General features: G+C 65.8%; 27 protein-coding genes. 13 read left to right on the forward strand and 14 right to left on the reverse strand.

Annotation, left to right across the window (positions count from 1 at the left end; genetic code table 11):
- Position 1: 1 nt before the first annotated feature.
- From G3572_RS03165 to G3572_RS03225, 13 genes are all read right to left on the reverse strand, one after another.
- Complete coding sequence (locus tag G3572_RS03165; protein WP_164609204.1) at positions 2–2,029, reverse strand: phage terminase large subunit family protein; 2,028 nt, start codon at positions 2,027–2,029, stop codon at positions 2–4.
- The gene (locus tag G3572_RS03170; RefSeq protein WP_164609205.1) at positions 2,029–2,676 is read right to left on the reverse strand and encodes a hypothetical protein; all 648 of its coding nucleotides are present in this window, start codon (positions 2,674–2,676) and stop codon (positions 2,029–2,031) included. The genes G3572_RS03165 and G3572_RS03170 overlap by 1 nt, the downstream gene beginning before the upstream one ends.
- Before the next feature lie 135 nt (positions 2,677–2,811).
- Entirely contained in the window at positions 2,812–3,525 is a 714-nt protein-coding gene (locus G3572_RS03175; RefSeq protein ID WP_164609206.1) for a hypothetical protein, read from the reverse strand.
- A 115-nt stretch (positions 3,526–3,640) separates the two neighbouring features.
- Positions 3,641–4,363, reverse strand: a complete 723-nt coding sequence (locus tag G3572_RS03180; protein ID WP_164609207.1) for a hypothetical protein — start codon at positions 4,361–4,363, stop codon at positions 3,641–3,643.
- Positions 4,360–4,998 (reverse strand): hypothetical protein, encoded by a 639-nt coding sequence (locus tag G3572_RS03185; protein ID WP_164609208.1) that lies wholly within the window; start codon positions 4,996–4,998, stop codon positions 4,360–4,362. Before G3572_RS03185 ends, G3572_RS03180 begins: the two co-directional genes overlap by 4 nt.
- A 173-nt stretch (positions 4,999–5,171) precedes the next feature.
- Positions 5,172–5,807, reverse strand: coding sequence for a hypothetical protein (locus G3572_RS03190; RefSeq protein ID WP_164609209.1), 636 nt, complete (start codon positions 5,805–5,807; stop codon positions 5,172–5,174).
- A complete protein-coding gene (locus tag G3572_RS03195; RefSeq protein WP_164609210.1) occupies positions 5,804–6,172 on the reverse strand; it encodes a helix-turn-helix domain-containing protein in 369 nt (122 codons plus the stop codon). The genes G3572_RS03190 and G3572_RS03195 overlap by 4 nt, the downstream gene beginning before the upstream one ends.
- Positions 6,169–6,387, reverse strand: a complete 219-nt coding sequence (locus tag G3572_RS03200; protein WP_164609211.1) for a hypothetical protein — start codon at positions 6,385–6,387, stop codon at positions 6,169–6,171. The genes G3572_RS03195 and G3572_RS03200 overlap by 4 nt, the downstream gene beginning before the upstream one ends.
- Entirely contained in the window at positions 6,384–6,572 is a 189-nt protein-coding gene (locus G3572_RS03205; RefSeq protein WP_164609212.1) for a hypothetical protein, read from the reverse strand. Before G3572_RS03205 ends, G3572_RS03200 begins: the two co-directional genes overlap by 4 nt.
- Entirely contained in the window at positions 6,569–8,200 is a 1,632-nt protein-coding gene (locus tag G3572_RS03210; RefSeq protein ID WP_164609213.1) for a hypothetical protein, read from the reverse strand. The genes G3572_RS03205 and G3572_RS03210 overlap by 4 nt, the downstream gene beginning before the upstream one ends.
- Positions 8,201–8,960: 760 nt before the next feature.
- On the reverse strand, positions 8,961–9,284 hold the full coding sequence (locus tag G3572_RS03215; protein ID WP_164609214.1) for a hypothetical protein: 324 nt from the start codon (positions 9,282–9,284) through the stop codon (positions 8,961–8,963).
- A complete protein-coding gene (locus G3572_RS03220) occupies positions 9,284–9,664 on the reverse strand; it encodes a hypothetical protein (protein ID WP_164609215.1) in 381 nt (126 codons plus the stop codon). The genes G3572_RS03215 and G3572_RS03220 overlap by 1 nt, the downstream gene beginning before the upstream one ends.
- Positions 9,664–9,867, reverse strand: a complete 204-nt coding sequence (locus G3572_RS03225; RefSeq protein ID WP_164609216.1) for a hypothetical protein — start codon at positions 9,865–9,867, stop codon at positions 9,664–9,666. The genes G3572_RS03220 and G3572_RS03225 overlap by 1 nt, the downstream gene beginning before the upstream one ends.
- Before the next feature lie 74 nt (positions 9,868–9,941).
- Here G3572_RS03225 and G3572_RS03230 point away from each other — a divergent pair, with 74 nt between their 5' ends.
- Positions 9,942–10,574 carry a helix-turn-helix domain-containing protein gene (locus G3572_RS03230; protein WP_164609217.1) on the forward strand — a complete coding sequence of 211 codons (633 nt, stop codon included), beginning with the start codon at positions 9,942–9,944 and terminating at the stop codon, positions 10,572–10,574.
- Here the strand turns inward: G3572_RS03230 and G3572_RS03235 are convergent, their stop codons facing one another.
- Positions 10,575–10,868: a hypothetical protein gene (locus G3572_RS03235; protein WP_164609218.1), complete on the reverse strand. Its 294-nt coding sequence runs from the start codon at positions 10,866–10,868 to the stop codon at positions 10,575–10,577.
- Positions 10,869–11,064: 196 nt separating this feature from the next.
- On the opposite strand from G3572_RS03235, the gene G3572_RS03240 reads away from it, so the two are divergent.
- The 12 genes from G3572_RS03240 (at position 11,065) to G3572_RS03295 (ending at position 16,500) form a co-directional block, all read left to right on the forward strand.
- The gene (locus G3572_RS03240) at positions 11,065–11,379 is read left to right on the forward strand and encodes a hypothetical protein (protein ID WP_164609219.1); all 315 of its coding nucleotides are present in this window, start codon (positions 11,065–11,067) and stop codon (positions 11,377–11,379) included.
- Positions 11,376–11,519, forward strand: coding sequence for a hypothetical protein (locus G3572_RS03245; protein ID WP_164609220.1), 144 nt, complete (start codon positions 11,376–11,378; stop codon positions 11,517–11,519). The genes G3572_RS03240 and G3572_RS03245 overlap by 4 nt, the downstream gene beginning before the upstream one ends.
- Positions 11,516–11,854 carry a hypothetical protein gene (locus G3572_RS03250; protein WP_164609221.1) on the forward strand — a complete coding sequence of 113 codons (339 nt, stop codon included), beginning with the start codon at positions 11,516–11,518 and terminating at the stop codon, positions 11,852–11,854. Before G3572_RS03245 ends, G3572_RS03250 begins: the two co-directional genes overlap by 4 nt.
- Complete coding sequence (locus tag G3572_RS03255) at positions 11,851–12,153, forward strand: hypothetical protein (protein ID WP_164609222.1); 303 nt, start codon at positions 11,851–11,853, stop codon at positions 12,151–12,153. Before G3572_RS03250 ends, G3572_RS03255 begins: the two co-directional genes overlap by 4 nt.
- Positions 12,154–12,271: 118 nt before the next feature.
- Entirely contained in the window at positions 12,272–12,469 is a 198-nt protein-coding gene (locus tag G3572_RS03260) for a hypothetical protein (protein ID WP_164609223.1), read from the forward strand.
- Between the two features lie 12 nt (positions 12,470–12,481).
- Positions 12,482–14,359 carry a ParB/RepB/Spo0J family partition protein gene (locus tag G3572_RS03265; RefSeq protein ID WP_164609224.1) on the forward strand — a complete coding sequence of 626 codons (1,878 nt, stop codon included), beginning with the start codon at positions 12,482–12,484 and terminating at the stop codon, positions 14,357–14,359.
- Positions 14,359–14,925: a hypothetical protein gene (locus G3572_RS03270; protein WP_164609225.1), complete on the forward strand. Its 567-nt coding sequence runs from the start codon at positions 14,359–14,361 to the stop codon at positions 14,923–14,925. Before G3572_RS03265 ends, G3572_RS03270 begins: the two co-directional genes overlap by 1 nt.
- Positions 14,922–15,200 carry a hypothetical protein gene (locus G3572_RS03275; protein WP_164609226.1) on the forward strand — a complete coding sequence of 93 codons (279 nt, stop codon included), beginning with the start codon at positions 14,922–14,924 and terminating at the stop codon, positions 15,198–15,200. Before G3572_RS03270 ends, G3572_RS03275 begins: the two co-directional genes overlap by 4 nt.
- A complete protein-coding gene (locus G3572_RS03280; protein ID WP_164609227.1) occupies positions 15,197–15,448 on the forward strand; it encodes a hypothetical protein in 252 nt (83 codons plus the stop codon). Before G3572_RS03275 ends, G3572_RS03280 begins: the two co-directional genes overlap by 4 nt.
- On the forward strand, positions 15,445–16,080 hold the full coding sequence (locus G3572_RS03285; RefSeq protein WP_164609228.1) for a class I SAM-dependent methyltransferase: 636 nt from the start codon (positions 15,445–15,447) through the stop codon (positions 16,078–16,080). The genes G3572_RS03280 and G3572_RS03285 overlap by 4 nt, the downstream gene beginning before the upstream one ends.
- Positions 16,077–16,268: a hypothetical protein gene (locus tag G3572_RS03290; RefSeq protein ID WP_164609229.1), complete on the forward strand. Its 192-nt coding sequence runs from the start codon at positions 16,077–16,079 to the stop codon at positions 16,266–16,268. The genes G3572_RS03285 and G3572_RS03290 overlap by 4 nt, the downstream gene beginning before the upstream one ends.
- Before the next feature lie 28 nt (positions 16,269–16,296).
- Complete coding sequence (locus tag G3572_RS03295; RefSeq protein WP_164609230.1) at positions 16,297–16,500, forward strand: hypothetical protein; 204 nt, start codon at positions 16,297–16,299, stop codon at positions 16,498–16,500.
- The last annotated feature ends 56 nt before the right edge of the window (positions 16,501–16,556 follow it).

A 16,556-nucleotide genomic window follows, 5' to 3' on the forward strand; every position in this document is an offset into this window, starting at 1 on the left:
CCTATCGGTTCAACCATTTGATCTTCTGACGCGCCCCTCTCGACGGGGGAGCGTCTTGCGCTGCACTGTCCGGCTCATCCCGCGGCGCCCGTGCGGTCGCCCGGTCGCTCAGTCGTTCCGCACTCGCGTCGAAGAGATCGGGCTGCGCCTCCTTTGGCGTGACCCCTCGCTCGGCCGCCAGCGCGTCCCATTGTTCTTCTGTCGAGGATGTCCAACCGCGCTTGCGCGCAGCCGCTTCCGAATAGTTCATCGTGTCGAGGCATTCGTTGCGGCGGCTCGGATCGACCAGTTCCCAGCGCGAAACCATCGCCCCGCTAGGCGCTCGCTTCATCACCCGAACCTCGGACGTGATCTGGCGGTAGTATTCATCCCCCAGCCCTTTGGCGAAGGCGATGTAGCCGCGCTCTTCGGGGTCAGTCTTCGCCAGCCACCCGTAGAAATCGCCCTTCATCTGGCTGACGTTGAGCATCCAGCCGCGCTTCTGGCGCTTGATCACCTGACCATTCGCGCGGCGGTCCTGTTGCGGCCTCATGATAGGCCCAGAAGCCGACGAAGACCCCTTGATCAGGATGACCCGCGTGTAGGGATGGGCTTTTGCCCAGTCGCGCACATCCTCGGTAAAGGCACCCTCATCGACTGCCATCATATCGATCGCCAGGCGCAGCCCCAGTTCAGTGCGCCACGTCGCCTTGAGCAAGGCAGTCAGTGCCGCCCGGCCCTCTTCGTCGCCGATGAAGTGCGGAATCACGATGTGATCCACCACCCACCGCCGATAGTTCCGGCCATAGGCGACGATGCTGACCTCGATCCTGTCTGCCTGACAGTCGACGCCCGCCGTCAACAGAACGCCACAGCCCGGCACGATGCCCCGCGCCAGCACCGTTTCAGGCTCGGCGTTCTCGACGCGATCCCGCAGCGCGGTCCAGTCAGGTCCGGCGCTCGCCTGCTCGAATGGCAGGCCCAGAACGTCGTTCCAGAAGGTCTGCTCGGTTTCGGCCTCGACGCCCTTGCGGATCTCCGCATCTGTCGCCTGCGCCGCAGTCAGGCCGCCCCACCCCATGGTGCGCGCATAGTCAACTGCGATCGAGGCCCAGTCCCGTTGCGGGGCATAGGCGCGCCACAGATGAAAGCCCGGATGATCGCCACCCGGGTTGCTGGCCACCCACTTGCCCAGCCCGACGATGCGCTCCTTGTCGGCGTGCTGGATGGCGCAGCCGCAGCTGTCGCAAGTGAAGTGGGCCGCGTGCAGCCGTTCGGGGTCGATCGACCGCTTGAAGTTCTCCCAGGTCAGCGGGGCAAAGTTTTCACAGTGCGGGCAAGGCACATGAAAGAACCGCGCATCGCTTCGATCGAAGCTGCGCGTGATCCGGCATGTCCCTTGCACAAGGGGCGTCGAAACCCGCAAGACCTTGGCATCCTCGAAGCCCGATGCACGGCTTTCGGCCAGCGCCTCCGGATCGCCCTTGTCGGTCATCTCGAACTTGGCAAGGTCATCCATGATGACCAGCCGGCGCGAGGTGCCCGTCAGGTCAGATGGCGAACCGGCTGACGCGACTTTCAAGGACCCGTTCCGGGCCACCGTTTCCTGATTGAACTTGGCGTCCTTGTTGTCGCCGCCTCGACCGTCGCCAAACAACTCGCGCAGGCCCGGGGCCTGCCGGCGCATCGGCAACCACTTGTTGTCAACCCACTCCGTCGCCGCGCTCTGTGTCGGATGCACCACAAGGCTATCCAGCGGCGTGTATTCATGCCAGGCGGCCAGCACCGGCTGGATGATGCTGACAGTCTTGCCCCACTGCGCAGAGCCTCGGATCGTCACTTCGCGGGCCGGATGTTCCGGGTTCAGAACCTCGTGGATCTCGCGCAGGAACGGAAAGCGCGCGATCGAGAATGGACCAGGCATCGGCGAGCGCGCGTCGAAAACGATGTTCTCTTCGCACCACCGGGTGATGTCCGGGCGTGGCGGGGGCAGCAAGGCTGCCGCCAGCGCCTCGGCGACGATGCGGGCGGCAGGCGAAAGGAAGCCCATCAGATATCCTCGGCCTGCTCTGTCGGGGATAGACCCATTGTTTCGGCCTGTGCTGACAACTGCGCTGACCGCGTGGCACGATGCGCGCGCCAGCGCTCGATCAGGATTTGCCGCACCGTCTTGAAGTCCACCCCCAGCACGTCGGCCACCTGCCGCGCGCCATCCCGCAGCACAGCCTCGAACTCGCCGATCTCTTGGGCCATCTGTTGCGCGACCTGACGGGTTACATCGCTCACGAGCGCATAACTGCCTTCCGCTTCCGCGTTCATGCGGCGCAGACGTCGGGCTTCTTCCTCTGCCTTCTGGGTGCGGGCCAGCTCGTAACGATCAGGATCACGCGCTTCCAGTTCGCTGTCTGAGCGCCGGACTGGCGGCGCGGGTTCTGCCTTCGGCTTCGGGCGATCAGATGAGACCGTGCCGGCCGCAAGTTCGGCCAAGGCCTTGCGCGTCTCCGCGCCGTTGCCCATCAACTGGCCCTTGTCCAGCGTCCGCCCTAGGGCATGTTGACAGGCAGCAAGATCAAAGCGCCGGGCGCGACCATCGCCACTATAGCAGCCCGCCAGCTTACCCTCGCTGACATACTGGCTCACACGCGCCTTTGACACATTCAGGGTGGCAGCCAGTTCCGATGCACTCACCTGCCCCATGTTCAGCCCCTTAAGTTAACCCCCATTTCCAGTTAAGCCGCGCGAAGTTTAGGCTTTCCAACTTGTTAAGCAGCGCAACACCATCGGGGCGCGAATTACCCGCGCCGGAAAGGTGCCAGGAAGGACCCGAAGGCCTCAGCGCGCGCTTGCCACCGCCTCGGCAAGCCGCCGGTTCAGATGGCCGGGCAGCTTGTCCGACCAAACCTCTTGCACACCGTCATAGAAACCGAGGCGCTGGTCATAGCGCGGCATCGCGGTCGTGAAGGTCAGGACCTTCGACAACTCGCCGGTCACGGTGCGCTTGAACACGCCAGGCGAAAGGCCATGCTTCGGCACGAAGTATGAGGCCCGACCCTTGGCACGCTTTCGCGATGCTTCGGTCTGGTTCGCTGCCCTGTCACGTTGCGCCCCGAGGGCCGACAGCACCTGGTTGCGCTCGCCGCCCGACCAGTTGCCGTAGCTGTCCAGCTTTGCGCCAGCGGCGGGCAGCGCAGCGGCGATGATGCCGGCATAGGCCACACGGCCAGCCAGCAGCTTTTCCACCCCGGTCTGGGGCCGCACGCCGCCGGCTTCCTGCACCTTGAGGTAATGGCGCGACCCGACCGAGGGTCGCTCTTTTACCTGCGCCTCAAGGTTCCCCTTCTTCGCCCGCCAAACCATCAGCGCATTTTTCGTCCAGCGCGTGGGACGGTCAAACACCACGTCCATGCGGTCTTGAATGTGCTTGAGCGCATCGGCGGCGGTGTCGTTCAGCGCATTGGCCGCAGCGAAGGGCAGTTGCACCCTCTCGAGATTGCTCAGCTGGCGACCGAAGGCGCGGTCATCGAGACGGATCGACAGGTTGTCCATTCCGCCCCCACCGCAAATGCAAAGCGCCCGAGAGGGGTTTCCTCCGGGCGCTTCTGTAGATCATGGCAAAAGAGATACCGGCGACGGGGAATTCCGTCAATCCCATATTTTGCGGTCAGTCGTCCCGATAGCCCTGCATGCGGTCCAAAGCACTGCAAAGACAGGACTTAAGGGCGTTGCGATTTTTTCCGTCAGCCTGCCAGCCGTGCCGCTTCAGGATGGCAGACAGGTCCTGCCCCTCAAGAATGACGGCATCGACCAGCCCGCGCACCCAGATGACCTTTCGCGCATTGCCACGATCCATGGCATAGCGAGGCGACAAGGCCGCATCGGTGCCGATCCGGGCGTGAAGGCGCCGCAACCACCGCCCCCGCTCCACGAAGGTGTCGATGAACAGGCCGGAGCCACCGGACCCACCTCGCACCGCCTCGATACTTGCGCATTTCAGACCCGAGCCGTCGCGCCATTCGGTGATGGCGCGATAGTCGTCCGCAATGGCGATCTGGCTGGACGAGAACGGCAGGACCAGATCAACACCCCGCGCCTCTGCCCGCAGACGCGCCCGCTCATTCATCGAGACCAGGGCGCAGGCCACACGCCAGTGCGCGCCTGCCTCACGCTTGATGCCGCCGCGCGTGACTTCCCAGTTCGGCACCAGCTGCATGGTGCCCCGCGCAGGCGCAACGGGGGCCGAGGCCATTGCCTCGGGCGGTGTCGCCCGCCGCACCGCTTCGGCCACGCGGCGGTCAGCAGCAGCGACCAGCGCCCGCGCCGCCGCAACCCCACCCGACCGAAGGACGGGCGGCATCGGTGCCAGAGAGATTGGTTTCCTCGTCATGCTGCTTTTCCCTCACTGTCCGCCGCCGCCTTGGCCGCGCGCCGCGCATCGCCCTCTTCGACCAGCGCATCGGCGGCGCGCACGTCATCGTGCCATGCGGCCAGCCAGCGCCGATCATCCGGCGTGGCCACCCCTGCCGCCATGCGCTCGCGCACCCGTTCCAGCATCCGGCGGTTTTCGTCGGCCTGCGCGAGTAGCTTTCCACGCTCATAGCTTTGCGGCGGCGGGCCGACGCGGCGGGCATGGCGGAACAATTCGACATGCCAGCCGCCATCCCGCGCCTCACGCCCGAGGGCAGAGCGCATGATCGAGGGCACATAGTCGGTGCCCGCCGGCGGTGGCGGCTGCAAGCCATAGGCCCATGTCTGGATCAGCGCGGGCGCAGGGCAGCGCGCCGCCTTGGTGCCAACCGGGGGGCGGTCATTGTGCGCGATGCGCAGCACCAGTTCGCACAGGCCGCGCAGGGCATCTTCGCGCATATAGGCCAGCTTGTCGGCCAGTCGCTCATACTCGGCTGCAGGTGTGCCGCCCGACCGCTTCAACCCGGCCAGCGGCACGATCAGCAATTCCCGCACCCGCGCCCGCCCCGCAGCCCGCGCTTCTTCCGTCCCGTCATCCAGCGCCACCTTGTCCATCCTTGCCCCTCTTTTCTTTAGTTCTCAGCCCTTTGCGCCATCGGCAGCGCCGCAACGGTGGTTCTGGTCGGAAGAGTCTTATCTCTTCTCTTCTTCTCTCTTCTTAGACAGCACAGTGGAAATCTGTGCCTGCACCGTGCTCCACTGTGGAACCACAGTTCTCCACAGTGGAATTACAGACCGCGCATGACGTCAGCGCCGATCCAGCGCTCTTGCACCGCATGCAGCATCGCACTGCGGTAGACCTCGACCGTGCGCTTGCCCTTGCGCTTCTCCAGCAGCCATTCATCCATACGCCGGATCAGCACATCGTCGCGCACCACATCCTTGGACCACCCTTGCTCCATCAGGCCCTTGCGCAGCCGATCCAGCCGCATGCTGACCGCCTTTTCCTCCTTCGACAGCACCGCCAGCGCCCGCCGTTCCAGCGCGTCCTGCACCTGCTCGGTGACCACGGGGTGCATCAGCCGCACCCGCCCGTCGCACAGGCACCGCGTCCAGTTCCGCAGCGCCCCGAACTCCATCGCGCGGATCTCTTTCAGCCGCCGCACATCGAGGCGCAGCATGAACGCCAGTTCCTCGTCATCGTCTGGCAGTGTCCCGACCGGGGTTTCCGACTGGCAGAAATCGAACAGCGCCCGGTGCATGCCCTGCATTTCCCAGGGCATCAGCTTGAACGTGCGGCTGGCCAGCCAGCGCGACGTGTTCCATTTCACGAAGGAATTGCCATCGAGCCGTTCATCAGGGCTGATCGGATAGACAGGCAGGTCATTCGGGGTGATCACGGTCAAATGTGGTGCGGCGCTCAAAGCCCCGTCTCCTCTTGAAAAGCATCGATAACGATGCCGCGCAGCACGTCCTGCAGCGCGGCCCCCTCTTTGGTCTGGTCGATCAGCCAGACGGCGATCTCGCGCGGCAGTGCCAGATCGCGAAGAACCAGATCGGCGGGCAGACGTGCCGCGATCGGCGCGCCACAGGCAGGCCGCAACAGGTGGGCCACACCCGCATGATGTGCCAAGGCACGCACGTTCTTCTGGCTGACCCCGAGCGCCTGCGCGATCTCGGCCGCAGTGCGCCGACCATCGACCAACCGCAGCAACGCATCACGGCGGGGCGCGCAGCGCGGCGCCCTGCCCGCATTGAGGACTTTGTCCTGATGGCCCTGCCCCATCATGCCCCCACCTCTCGCGCCACCGCATCGAGGGCGGCAATCGTCGGCGCGTAGTGGCGGGCGTGCGGGCCGGGATGGCCCTTGCCCTTGCCGCCCCTCTCGGACAGCCCGCGATAGAACCGCAGCTGCGCCGCGATCTGGGCGGCAGGGAAGACGCGCGACCAGCTTGGCCCGCGCAGGGTGACCGTCTGACGGTCTGGGGACAGGGCGGCCGTCATAGCCCGATCCTCCGGCGCGCTTCATCTTCGGTGCAAAAGGCGGCAGCAACGCCGCAGAGCAAGGCCAGCGGACCTAGCCGCAGCAACGCAGCCATCTTGGCGCGCTCTTTCCTGGAAAGCCCCACCGTGTGCCGACGAAAGGCGCGGAAATTGTTCCAGAAGCTGGGGCAAGCCGAACGGCTCATGCTGCCCCCCGTGCCTGCGCCACACGCGCCCGCAGGGCGGGCAGCAGCAGCTTGGCCGTGTCGATCGGCAGCGCCTTCACACCAGGGCGGCAAAACGGCGCGACAATGGTCTCGAACCGCGCCTGAACCGTGCGCAGATCGATGCCCATATCGGTCGCAAACAGCTGCAGCCCGCCCTTGCCCGCAAACACCGCCTCGCACAGCTCGAGGTCAAGTTCCGCGTCGAAGTCCTTGGACGCGGGCAAGGCGGCAACATGGGCGGTGATCGCGGTCACCTTCTGGTCTTCGGTCAGGCCGTCCAGCATCACGGCATGCGGGCGCTCGATCCGAACCGTGCGCGGCACGCCCAAGGTGATGCCGCCTGCCGTCTTTGCCGCGGCGGGGGCTGGCGGGGGCTGGTCGGGGGCTTTCACCGCAGGCTTTGCCACGATCGCCTGCGGCGCCGGTGCCGCCGCCAGAGGTTCGGACTTTTGTTCCACCACCGGCGCAGCGGGTTTGGCGGGTGCCGGTTTGTCGGCTTTCGGCGAGGCCTCGGCGGCGCGGATCGCCCTGCGCGAGATCGCCGCAAGCCGCCCTTCCTTGCGCATGATGCCGACGCGGACCGAAACCGCCCCCACAGAGAGACCGTTGCCGAGATCCGCCGCGATGTCCTGATCGCTCTTGCCGGACCGATAAAGCTCGGCAAGACGCGCCTCAAGCTCGGGCGTCCAGACCCTGCGCGCCTCATTCGCCTTCTCTTGCGTCACGCCCTTCGGCAGGGGCGGCACGTCGCGGCCGAGGGCGCGCAGCCGGCGGCGGCGATCGACAAGCGCGCCCTCTGTCAGCCCCATCCGCCCCGCAGCCGCCGCGAGCGTCAGGCCCTCACGCAAAAGCGCCGCCATTTCCGCATCGCGCTCTGGCGTCCAGACCGAGGGAGCGGGCTCCTTGCGCGGCACCTCGACGCGCCCATCCTTGCGCAAGCGGGAAATCCGCACCTGAACCGCGTGCTGGCTGCAGATGCCAAGACGCGTCGCGATCTCCCCGGCCTGCAACCCTTCGGCGCGCAGGGCAAGCAACTCGGCATCGCGCTCTGGCGTCCAGACCGAGGGCTTCGGCTCGGCAGCGGCCTTGACCGCGGCAGGCACAGCGGCCTTGCGCCCCACAGCCTCTGGCACGGCCACACCGCGCTTCTTCAGCACATAGATGCGGTCCTTGACGGCCTTGTCGCTTTTCAGCCCCAGATCGGCGGCGATCTCCTTCGCCGTTCGGCCCGCGCCACGCAGCGAAAGCAGCCGCGCATCGCGCGCGGGCGTCCAAGATAGCGCGGAGGGCGCCGTCGCCCTAGGTATCAAGGATTGCTTGACAGCTGGGGCGGGCGGATCGGCCCGCAAGGCCGCCAGATCGACACGCGGCAACGGCTCGCGGTCCAGCACCCGCGCGGGCAGGCCGACCTGCCGCAAGGCCCATGCGCTGGTGTCCAGCCGCAGCACCACCAGCGCCGCGCTATCGGCAAGGTCCAGCCTGGGCGCGAAGCCTGCGCCGCGCAGCCGCCCCACCGCCTCTTCCAGAATCTCGATCATCAGGCCGCGCGCGCGCAGCGCCTCATGGTCCTGCGCCACCTGCTGCCGCAAAATGCTGATTACATCCATCAGATGCCCTTTCCCGAAAAGGCGGGGGACGGGCCGACCCGCCCCCCGAGGTCCAACAGGGAGGTCCGGCCCCATCCGCCCGGCATCCGGGGGCCAGTCTTCGGATCGTCGCCGTGGCAGGCCAGATCGCCACGCCGGGCAGAAGGGTCGCGGCGGGCGCATGGCCCTGCCCCCGCCGCACCACGACCTTCAGGGAGGAGGAAGAAGGCCGTGGAATCTATGGGTTGCCGGTCTTTCCCGGCTGTCAGAGGGTTGGCGGGCTTCTGGTGATCCTCAAACCGCGTTACTGACGCATCCCGCTTTGTAGCCGCTCCCATTAACCGGGCCTTCGGTAACGGCATCCCCTTTTCGCCTTTTGCGCGCTGATCAAGCGCGGCGGTCCCGGAGGAGTGAACTTGTTGCCGGTCTCTCCCGGCTGTCAGGCTCTGGTCTGCGTGTCGCCTTGTCACGTCCCGCCAATTCGGATCAGGAGAAGGTCTAGATCCCGCCCCGAAACACTGGTCTCTCCCAGCCGTCACCGTTGGTCGCGCTCCCGGTTCCCGTCCAGTTCTCTCCGCATGATTATGGCGCTGCAGGCACTGGCAACCCCGCCCACCACATCGAAGGCAAACGCATGACACGCCGCCAATCCCAAAAGCGCCCCCGGCCAGACGGTGAACCTCAGAACCGGGGGCAAGGTGAGCGCCGACATCGGCGCAGTCAGGCTTGCGGGGAAGGCAGACCGCCCCGCAGGCAGTATTCAAGGGCGCGCAAAGGCCCATCACGCCACCCACCCGACCCAGCGCAGCAGCGCCCAGGCGGCATCGCCAAAGAACCCGAAGGCCGACAAGGTCAGCGACCCGCACAGAAGCACCGCGGCAAAGCGGGGAATGGGTCGGTCTACCTCGACCACGACCACCGAAGGGTCAGCGCGCAGAACCGTGTCGATCGCGTCGAACGCCTTGGCCTTGGAGAGCAGTTCCTCGCGGCTGTGCGTCACCGTCACACCCTGCGGATGCAGCGCCGCCAGCACCCGATAGCGGCGGGCCAACTCGGCAGGCCCCATCAAACCGCCCTTGTAGCTGATGCTGACAGCCTCGCCCATCAGGCCACCTGCCGCGATACGGTGTCGAGCGCAGGCAGGGCGGCGATCCACCAGTCCAGTGCGCCGGGCCGCGTCAGGGACAGCAACAACTTGTCCAGCCGCGCCGAACCGTCGCCATCCAGCCACTTGCGCGCCGCTCTGGGCGACACGCGGTAGAACTGCGCCACCTCGACTTCGTCATCGCCGAACTCGTGGAGCAGGAACGCCCGCCAAACATTTGGGCAGGCCGCATAGAACCGCACAACGTCGCGGCGTGGAAACGGGATCACCTGACCGGACGGATGTTCCGACGCTGCTTGCCCCGAAGATCGAGACGACAGTCGCGGCGAGAAGGCCAATACCTTGGGGCGAGAAACGCAAGGGGAGCGGGACGATGACATCAGGCGGCATCCTCATTATCCAGAGGCCCGGCGAGGTCCTCGAAACTCAATGCATGCCCCTTGCGCCGCGCCGCCGTGATGATTTCGGCGTAGCGCTTTGCCGGAATACCGCGCGCAGTCCACGAATGGACCGTCTGATATGGCAGACCCAGATCGTCCGCGAGATCAGCCACTGTGGGCCAGATGTGAATGAGGTTTTTCATGGCATCAATTCTATGCGTTTTGCATTTCGCATTGTCAATGCCTTTTGCATAGCGATCTTCGCTATGAACCGCTCATGACAGACAAGGCCGCAAGATTACGCTTGGCCCGCGAGGCCGCAGGATTCGAGAACGCCCGCGAGGCAGCGGATCGGTTCGGCTGGGCGTATCCAACCTACTCCAGCCACGAAAACGGCAGCCGCGGAATCCGCGCTGACAAAATCACCGAATATGCACAGGCTTTTCGGGTTGCGCCGGCTTGGCTGCTATCGGGCGATGGCCCTATGGCCGCCCCCAAAGGAAACGCCGAAGGCACCGCAAAACGCGCGAGCGGCTTCGGAGAGGCCGAGATTGCCCCCTTCATTCCTGCCTCGGCGAGCGCAGCCAAACTTGTCGAGAACCTCGCCGCAGCTCTGGCAGCCGGGTCACGCCACATCCAGACATTCACGGCCCAGAGAGACTACGCGGGCTATGCCGTTTTGAAGGGCGATCTGCTGATAATCGGAACCCCCCGCAAAGAGACGGAAGGCGATCTAGTGATTGCAACGCTGACGGACACAAACGACGGCACATCAATGACTGTATTGCGCCAGCGGATGGGTGATCGGCTGGTGCCACCGATTCAAGCGCGCATCGAGGATGAAGACAAGCTATCAGCCGGCATCCTCGGCACCGTCATAAGTGTGGTGCGCAGTCCGGGCCTTGCCTGACTAAGCACGCAGTCGCGGTTCTGCCCTGCCTTCAACCTTCGGCGCATCTGTCCGGCGCTCTGCGATCTCGCGCATAACCTGAATGTTCGTCGCGATCGCGGCCAGGGTCTGGCCGATCATGCCAAAGGCAGCGAGACCAATCCCCGAGGCAAAGACACTTGCCGCCCCGATGCTCGCCATCATGGGGGCGCGATCATTCAGCAAGATTACGAACATCACAAGCGACAGCGCGCAGACGATCCAGCCCAGCCATTTCAAAATACCAAAGAATCCCGACACTCCGTCAAACGTCATTCCAATCCTCCGTCGACAATCAGACGCAGGATGACTGCGCCCTGTGCACGACGCAAGGGCCTCGTAAAGCGCCCCCGATTCGGACATCGCCCGGCCCAAGACAATGCCCTAAGCATTATGTATGCGTTTTGCATTGACAGGCAGTTATGCATTACGCATATTGCCTCCCATAGACATCCCTATGGAGGCTCCGGCCATGCACTGCAACATCAACGCCGACGCGCAGGCTGACGCGCGCGCCACGATCGACGTCACCACAAGCACCGACCCCGACATCCGCAAGATCCGCAACGCCTGGGCGGCGCTCAAGGCCGCGCGCGGGCAAGACGTGCGGCCCGCCCTGCTGGCGCCCGCGCACATCATCGACCCGCCCGCGCCGCAGCTGACCGCCGATCCGCCCGCCCTGCGCGAACTCACCGCGGCCGACATCCAGTCGCGCGCTCTGGAACCGACCCGCGCCTACATCCAGCGCCTGCGCGCGGCGCGCAACGACCTCGGCGGTGCCGCATGACGCCGGATGCCGTCACCCTGATCGCCACGCTCGCCTTTGCCTGCGGCTTTGCCACCGCGCTGCTCGTGGTGCTGACGATCAAGACCGCCCGCATGCTGCGCGCGCTGGAAGACGCCCCGCAGCAGGACGTGCAGCCATGACCGGGCATGATCCGCACGCCGCCGAGCGCAGCCGCTTTGCCCGCGCCACCCGCGCCACGCCCCTGCCGCTGCTGACGCAGATCATTGCCCAGACCTGCCGCGCGGGCTTCGGGCACTGGCAAGCCCCGGCCCCCCACTGCGACTTGGCTGGCGGCCCCATCGGCCGCCCCGCCACCCACCTCTACGAAATCCAGCTTTTCGGGCAGTCCGCCAGCGGCACCACGCCCGAGGAAGCCGCAAAGAACTGGCGCACCTGCGCCCTGAACCAACTCGGGGGCGCCGCGCACAACAAAAGTCCTGACATTGTGTCAGGCAAACCGAGGGTCATGAAATGAACGCCCACCACCGCCCCACCGAAGCCCAGATCGACCCCGCCCGCGCGCTGATGATCCGGGCGATGTGCGCCCTGATCAGCGCCACGCTCGACCCCGGCACCGCGCGCACCACGCTCGCCGCGGGCCAGCTGCTGGGCCAGATCGAACTGGCCTACCCCGGCTCGGTGCAGAGCTATGACAACCAGACGGTCACGCTGCACCTGTTCACCATCCGCGCCAGCGCCAACGCCAGCACCATCAACCTGCTGCGCAGCTGGCAAAACGCCGCCCGCCTGCGGCTGGAAGCCGGGGTGCGGTGATGGATGCACTTGCTGGCCTCCTCATAATCGTCGCGGGCTTCATGGTGGTAGGCCTGATGCTTTTGGGACTTGTCGCCTACCTCGAATGGTGGATCGACATGTTCCACTGGTTAAGCTCATGACCGCCCCCTTCTGGATGATCTGCCGCGCACCACAGTTTCCGCATTCCAAGACCGAACCGACGCGCCGCTATGACACCGAGGCCGAGGCACGCAAGGACGCCCAGGCGATGGCCGACCAGACCGGCGCCGACTTCGTGATCCTGACCGCCACCCACACCATCCGCCCCCAAGGCTCGCAACGCAGCCTGTTCTGAAAGGAACCCCCGATGCCCCGCAAGGCCACCGCACCCGCCCCCGTGGCGGAAGAAAACACACAGGCCGAAACCCGGCTGGTGCCGCTGGAAATGCTCTACCTGCACCCGCTGAACCCACGCAAAGAGCCGCCCGCCGCCGAGATCGAGGCGCTGGCGGCATCGATCAAGGCCGTGGGCCTGCTGCAGAACCTCTCCGGCTTTGCCGATCATCAGATCCGCTTTCGCCTCGGCCACCACGACGAAAACCCCGATCACCTCGGCATTGTGGCCGGCGGCCGCCGCCTGCGCGCCCTGCAGCTGCTGGCCGCGCGCGGCGACTGGCAAGGCGACGTGCCGGTCAGGATCACCACCGACGCCGATCTTGCGGGCCAATGGGCCGGGGCCGAGAACGAAACCCAGCGCGGCCTGTCAGTGGTGGATCGGATCACCGCCTACGCCCAGATGCGCGAGAAAGGCCACACCGTCGAGGCCATCGCCAGCGCCTTCGCCACCCCGATCAGCGACGTCCGCCGCCAACTGGCGCTCGCGATCCTGCCCGAGGCGGCACTCACCGCCCTGCGCAGCGGCAAGATCAGCTACAAGATCGCCCAGCACCTGACCAGCGCCCGCGATGATGCCACCTTGCAAGCCGCATTGAACGCGGCGCTTGCGGGCAAGGATGACTGGTCGATCGGCCGAATGATCCGGCAAGGCAGCGTCAACGCCGATGACCGCCGCGCGCGTTATGTCGGGCTGATGGCCTATTACGAAGCAGGCGGCGGCAGCACCGTCGACCTGTTCGAAAACCAGACCATCCTGCATGACGAAGCCCTTCTCGACCAACTGACGCAGGAAAAGGGCGAGGCAGAAACCGAGGCCCTGCGCGAGGCCGAAGGCTGGGCCTGGGCGCTCTTCGTGCCCAAGGAGTCGTGGCAGACGACGCAGGAAATGCGGCGGATCTGGGGCGCAAAGGCAGAGCTGCCCGAGGCAGACGCCACCCGCATGGAAGATCTGGAAAGCATCGACGACACCGACCTGACCGAGGCAGAGGTCGAGGAGCTGCAAGCCCTGCAGATGCGCGCCAGCCAGCGCCAGTTCAGCGACGAAGACCGCGCCGCCGCAGGCATCGTCACCACCATCGACCACAACGGCGCGTTGAAGGCCGAACGCGCCTACCTGCGCAAGGGCGACCGCCTGCAAAGCGAAGCGGGCGACGACAGCATCGAGATCAACCGCGCGGCCGAGGCGAGCATGCCGCAGAACCTCAAGGACGATCTGCGCCGCATCCGCCTGATCTGCATTCAGGACGCCCTGCGGCGCGACCAGCAGCTATGCCATCTCATGCTTTCCTTGCAGATGATGCGCACACTGAAGACGTGGGAAACCCCCTTCGCTCTCGACCAGACCCACGCCGCCCTTCCGAGCAAGATGGACGGCATGACGATCCCCGCGCCACTTGCGGAACCACCCCAGGATACCCAACCAGAAGAGCCCGCGCTGGCGCTCAAGGCGCTTATGGTCATGGACCCGGTCCCGGTTGACCGCGCCCTCTACAACGGCCTCGCCCGCGCCTTCTGCCGCTGGGATGGCCCGTTTGTCGATGCGATCAACGCCCGCCAGCCCATCAACGCCCGCAGCCTCTGGACGCCGAATGCCGCCAACTTCTTCGGCCGCGTCAGCGCCGGCTACCTCGATGCCCTCTGGCGCGAACTGGTGCCGGACGAAGGCAGCCGCCACGCGGGCTTCGAAAGCCTGACCAAGAAAGAGAAGGTCAAGGAACTGGACCAACTCTTCAACGGCCACGAGCTGCGCGAGGCGATGGGCCTCAGCCGCGAGGTCAACACCAAGATCGACAACTGGCTGCCCGAAGACCTGCGCTTCACGGCCGCGGCGGAAGGAGGGGAAGAGTGATGACGTTGAAGCTCGGGATAGACGCACAAGCGGAAATCAACCGCCTGACCGCCGAACTGGAAGCGGCGCGGGCGGACTTGGCTTGGATGCAAAATGACCGAAACAAGTGGCAGGACTGCGCCACGCAAAGGCATTACCGCGCCGAAGCCGCCGAGGCGGAGCGTGACGCGCTGATCAGGGCGGCTATCCGAGAGGTATGGGGATGCTGTGAGGAACTTGAAGACAAAGCCTATGCCAAGCTGCCAGTCGTGACGACCGACCATGAGAAAGGCTTCTGGGCGGCGCAGAAGATGACGGCCAAGCGCATCAGGCGGGCGACGCAAATGCCCACCACCGCCACCGCCGCGCTGGACAGGCTCAAGGCCGAGGCGGAACTGACCGGGTGGAAGCGGGGGCGGGATGACGCCTTGGCAGAGATAACGGAATTGCGCGGCGTCCCATCCTTGACCGCCCGCGCACAGGCATTTGACGATTGCTGCGACATGCTGTCTGCATCCATTCGCGCCCTCACCCCGCCCGCCGATCTGGCGGCACGCAACGCTACTGCGAAAACGGGTGACGCATGAACCTGCGCAGCCTCATTTCCACACGCGCCGCCGAAGCGACCGCCCAGGCCGACACTCTGGAAAGCCTGATCGGCACCGCCGAATCCTACGGCACCCTGTCCATTAGCGGCGTGAAGGCCGAAGCCGACCGCGCCGCCGGATACTACGTCCGCATCGCCTTCGACACTGACGCCAACATCACGCTGGAGGCGAAGAGCGATTTCCGCGTCCCGCTGGTCACCGGCCTGCAACAGGCCATAGAGCGCGCCGAAAAGATCAGGGGGCAGTTCAAATGACCGCGCCCCTTGCCGCCCTGTCCGACCGCGACCTGATGCTGAACCTGTGGTTCTCATTGCTCGCCATCACGAGTGATGACGATAGCAAGATTGACCCCGCCCGCTGCGAACAATTCGTGATCCGCGACGGGATGACCCCGAATGAAGGCTTGGACTTCACAACCTTGGCCGACCTGATGAGCGAAGCCGAAGGCAGATGCAACATTCCGTGGCTGCTGATGACCATCAAAGCGGGGCACATCAATTGACCCAGAACCGCAGCGCCGCCGTCATGCAGCAGCGGTCCGAACCGCATGACAGCCTTGATGACTTCCCCACCCCGCCTTGGGCCACGCGGGCGCTGTGCGAAGCACTGCCCATTTGGAACTGGCCGGACCGCTGCGCCACTCAGACCGCGCGCGAGCCCGCTGCCAACCGCGGCCACATGGTCAGGCCCCTGCGCGAGCATTTCCGCGAGGTCGAGGCCAGCGACATCCACGACTATGGCGCCGGCTTCCCGCAAGCCGATTACCTCTTCGGCCCGGACCCCGCGCCGGTGAACTGGACGATCACCAACCCGCCGTTCCGCCTTGCCGAGCAGTTCATCACCCGCGCCTTGCGCACCAGCCGCGTGGGCGTGGCCGTGATCGTGCGCAGCGCCTTCCTCGAAGGCGTGGGGCGGCATGAAAGGCTGTTCGGGCCGCATCGTCCGGCTGCGGTGCTGCAGTTCACCGAGCGCGTGGTGATGCACAAGGGCAAGCTCAGCGCCAAGGGCAGCACCGCCACAGCCTATTGCTGGATCGTCTGGACGACGAAGCCCGTGGCACCGCCGCACACCGAGTTCCGCTGGATCGCCCCCTGCCGCAAGCGGCTGGAACGCCCGGGGGATTACCCCGAATGACCACGCCCTACCTGCACGGCAACCACGATCCCTGCCCCGCCTGCGAAATGCGGCGCGAGGTGCAGAGCACCGCCCCGATCATCCGTGACGCAATCCCCTGCAACGTCTGCGGCGGCTGTGGATACCTGCCGCTGTCAGACGCCGAGATCGTTCGCCGAACCTGCATCGAGGCCCGCCGCCTCTACTGACCCCAATTCGACAAAAGGACCGCAAACCATGCGTAAACCCATGCCCGCGCCCGCGCGCACCCCACAGCCGCCCGAGGCCATCCGGGCCACCTTCGACCGCCTGTCACTCGCCGCAGTCAAGCACCTTCCCTTCGGCACACTGACCAAAGCCGACCGCGCAGGCCTGCTCAAGCGCACCGCCCAGCTGTGCGGTGTCTCGATCGACAAGGTGAAGGAGGTGTGCAATGGCTGACCGCCCTCCTTCCGGCTGGTGGATTGTCCCCGCCTTCATCTTCTGCGCCTTTATCT

The sequence above is a fragment of the Pseudotabrizicola algicola genome (assembly GCF_010915705.1).
In the GTDB taxonomy this organism is placed as follows: Bacteria; Pseudomonadota; Alphaproteobacteria; order Rhodobacterales; family Rhodobacteraceae; genus Pseudotabrizicola; species Pseudotabrizicola algicola.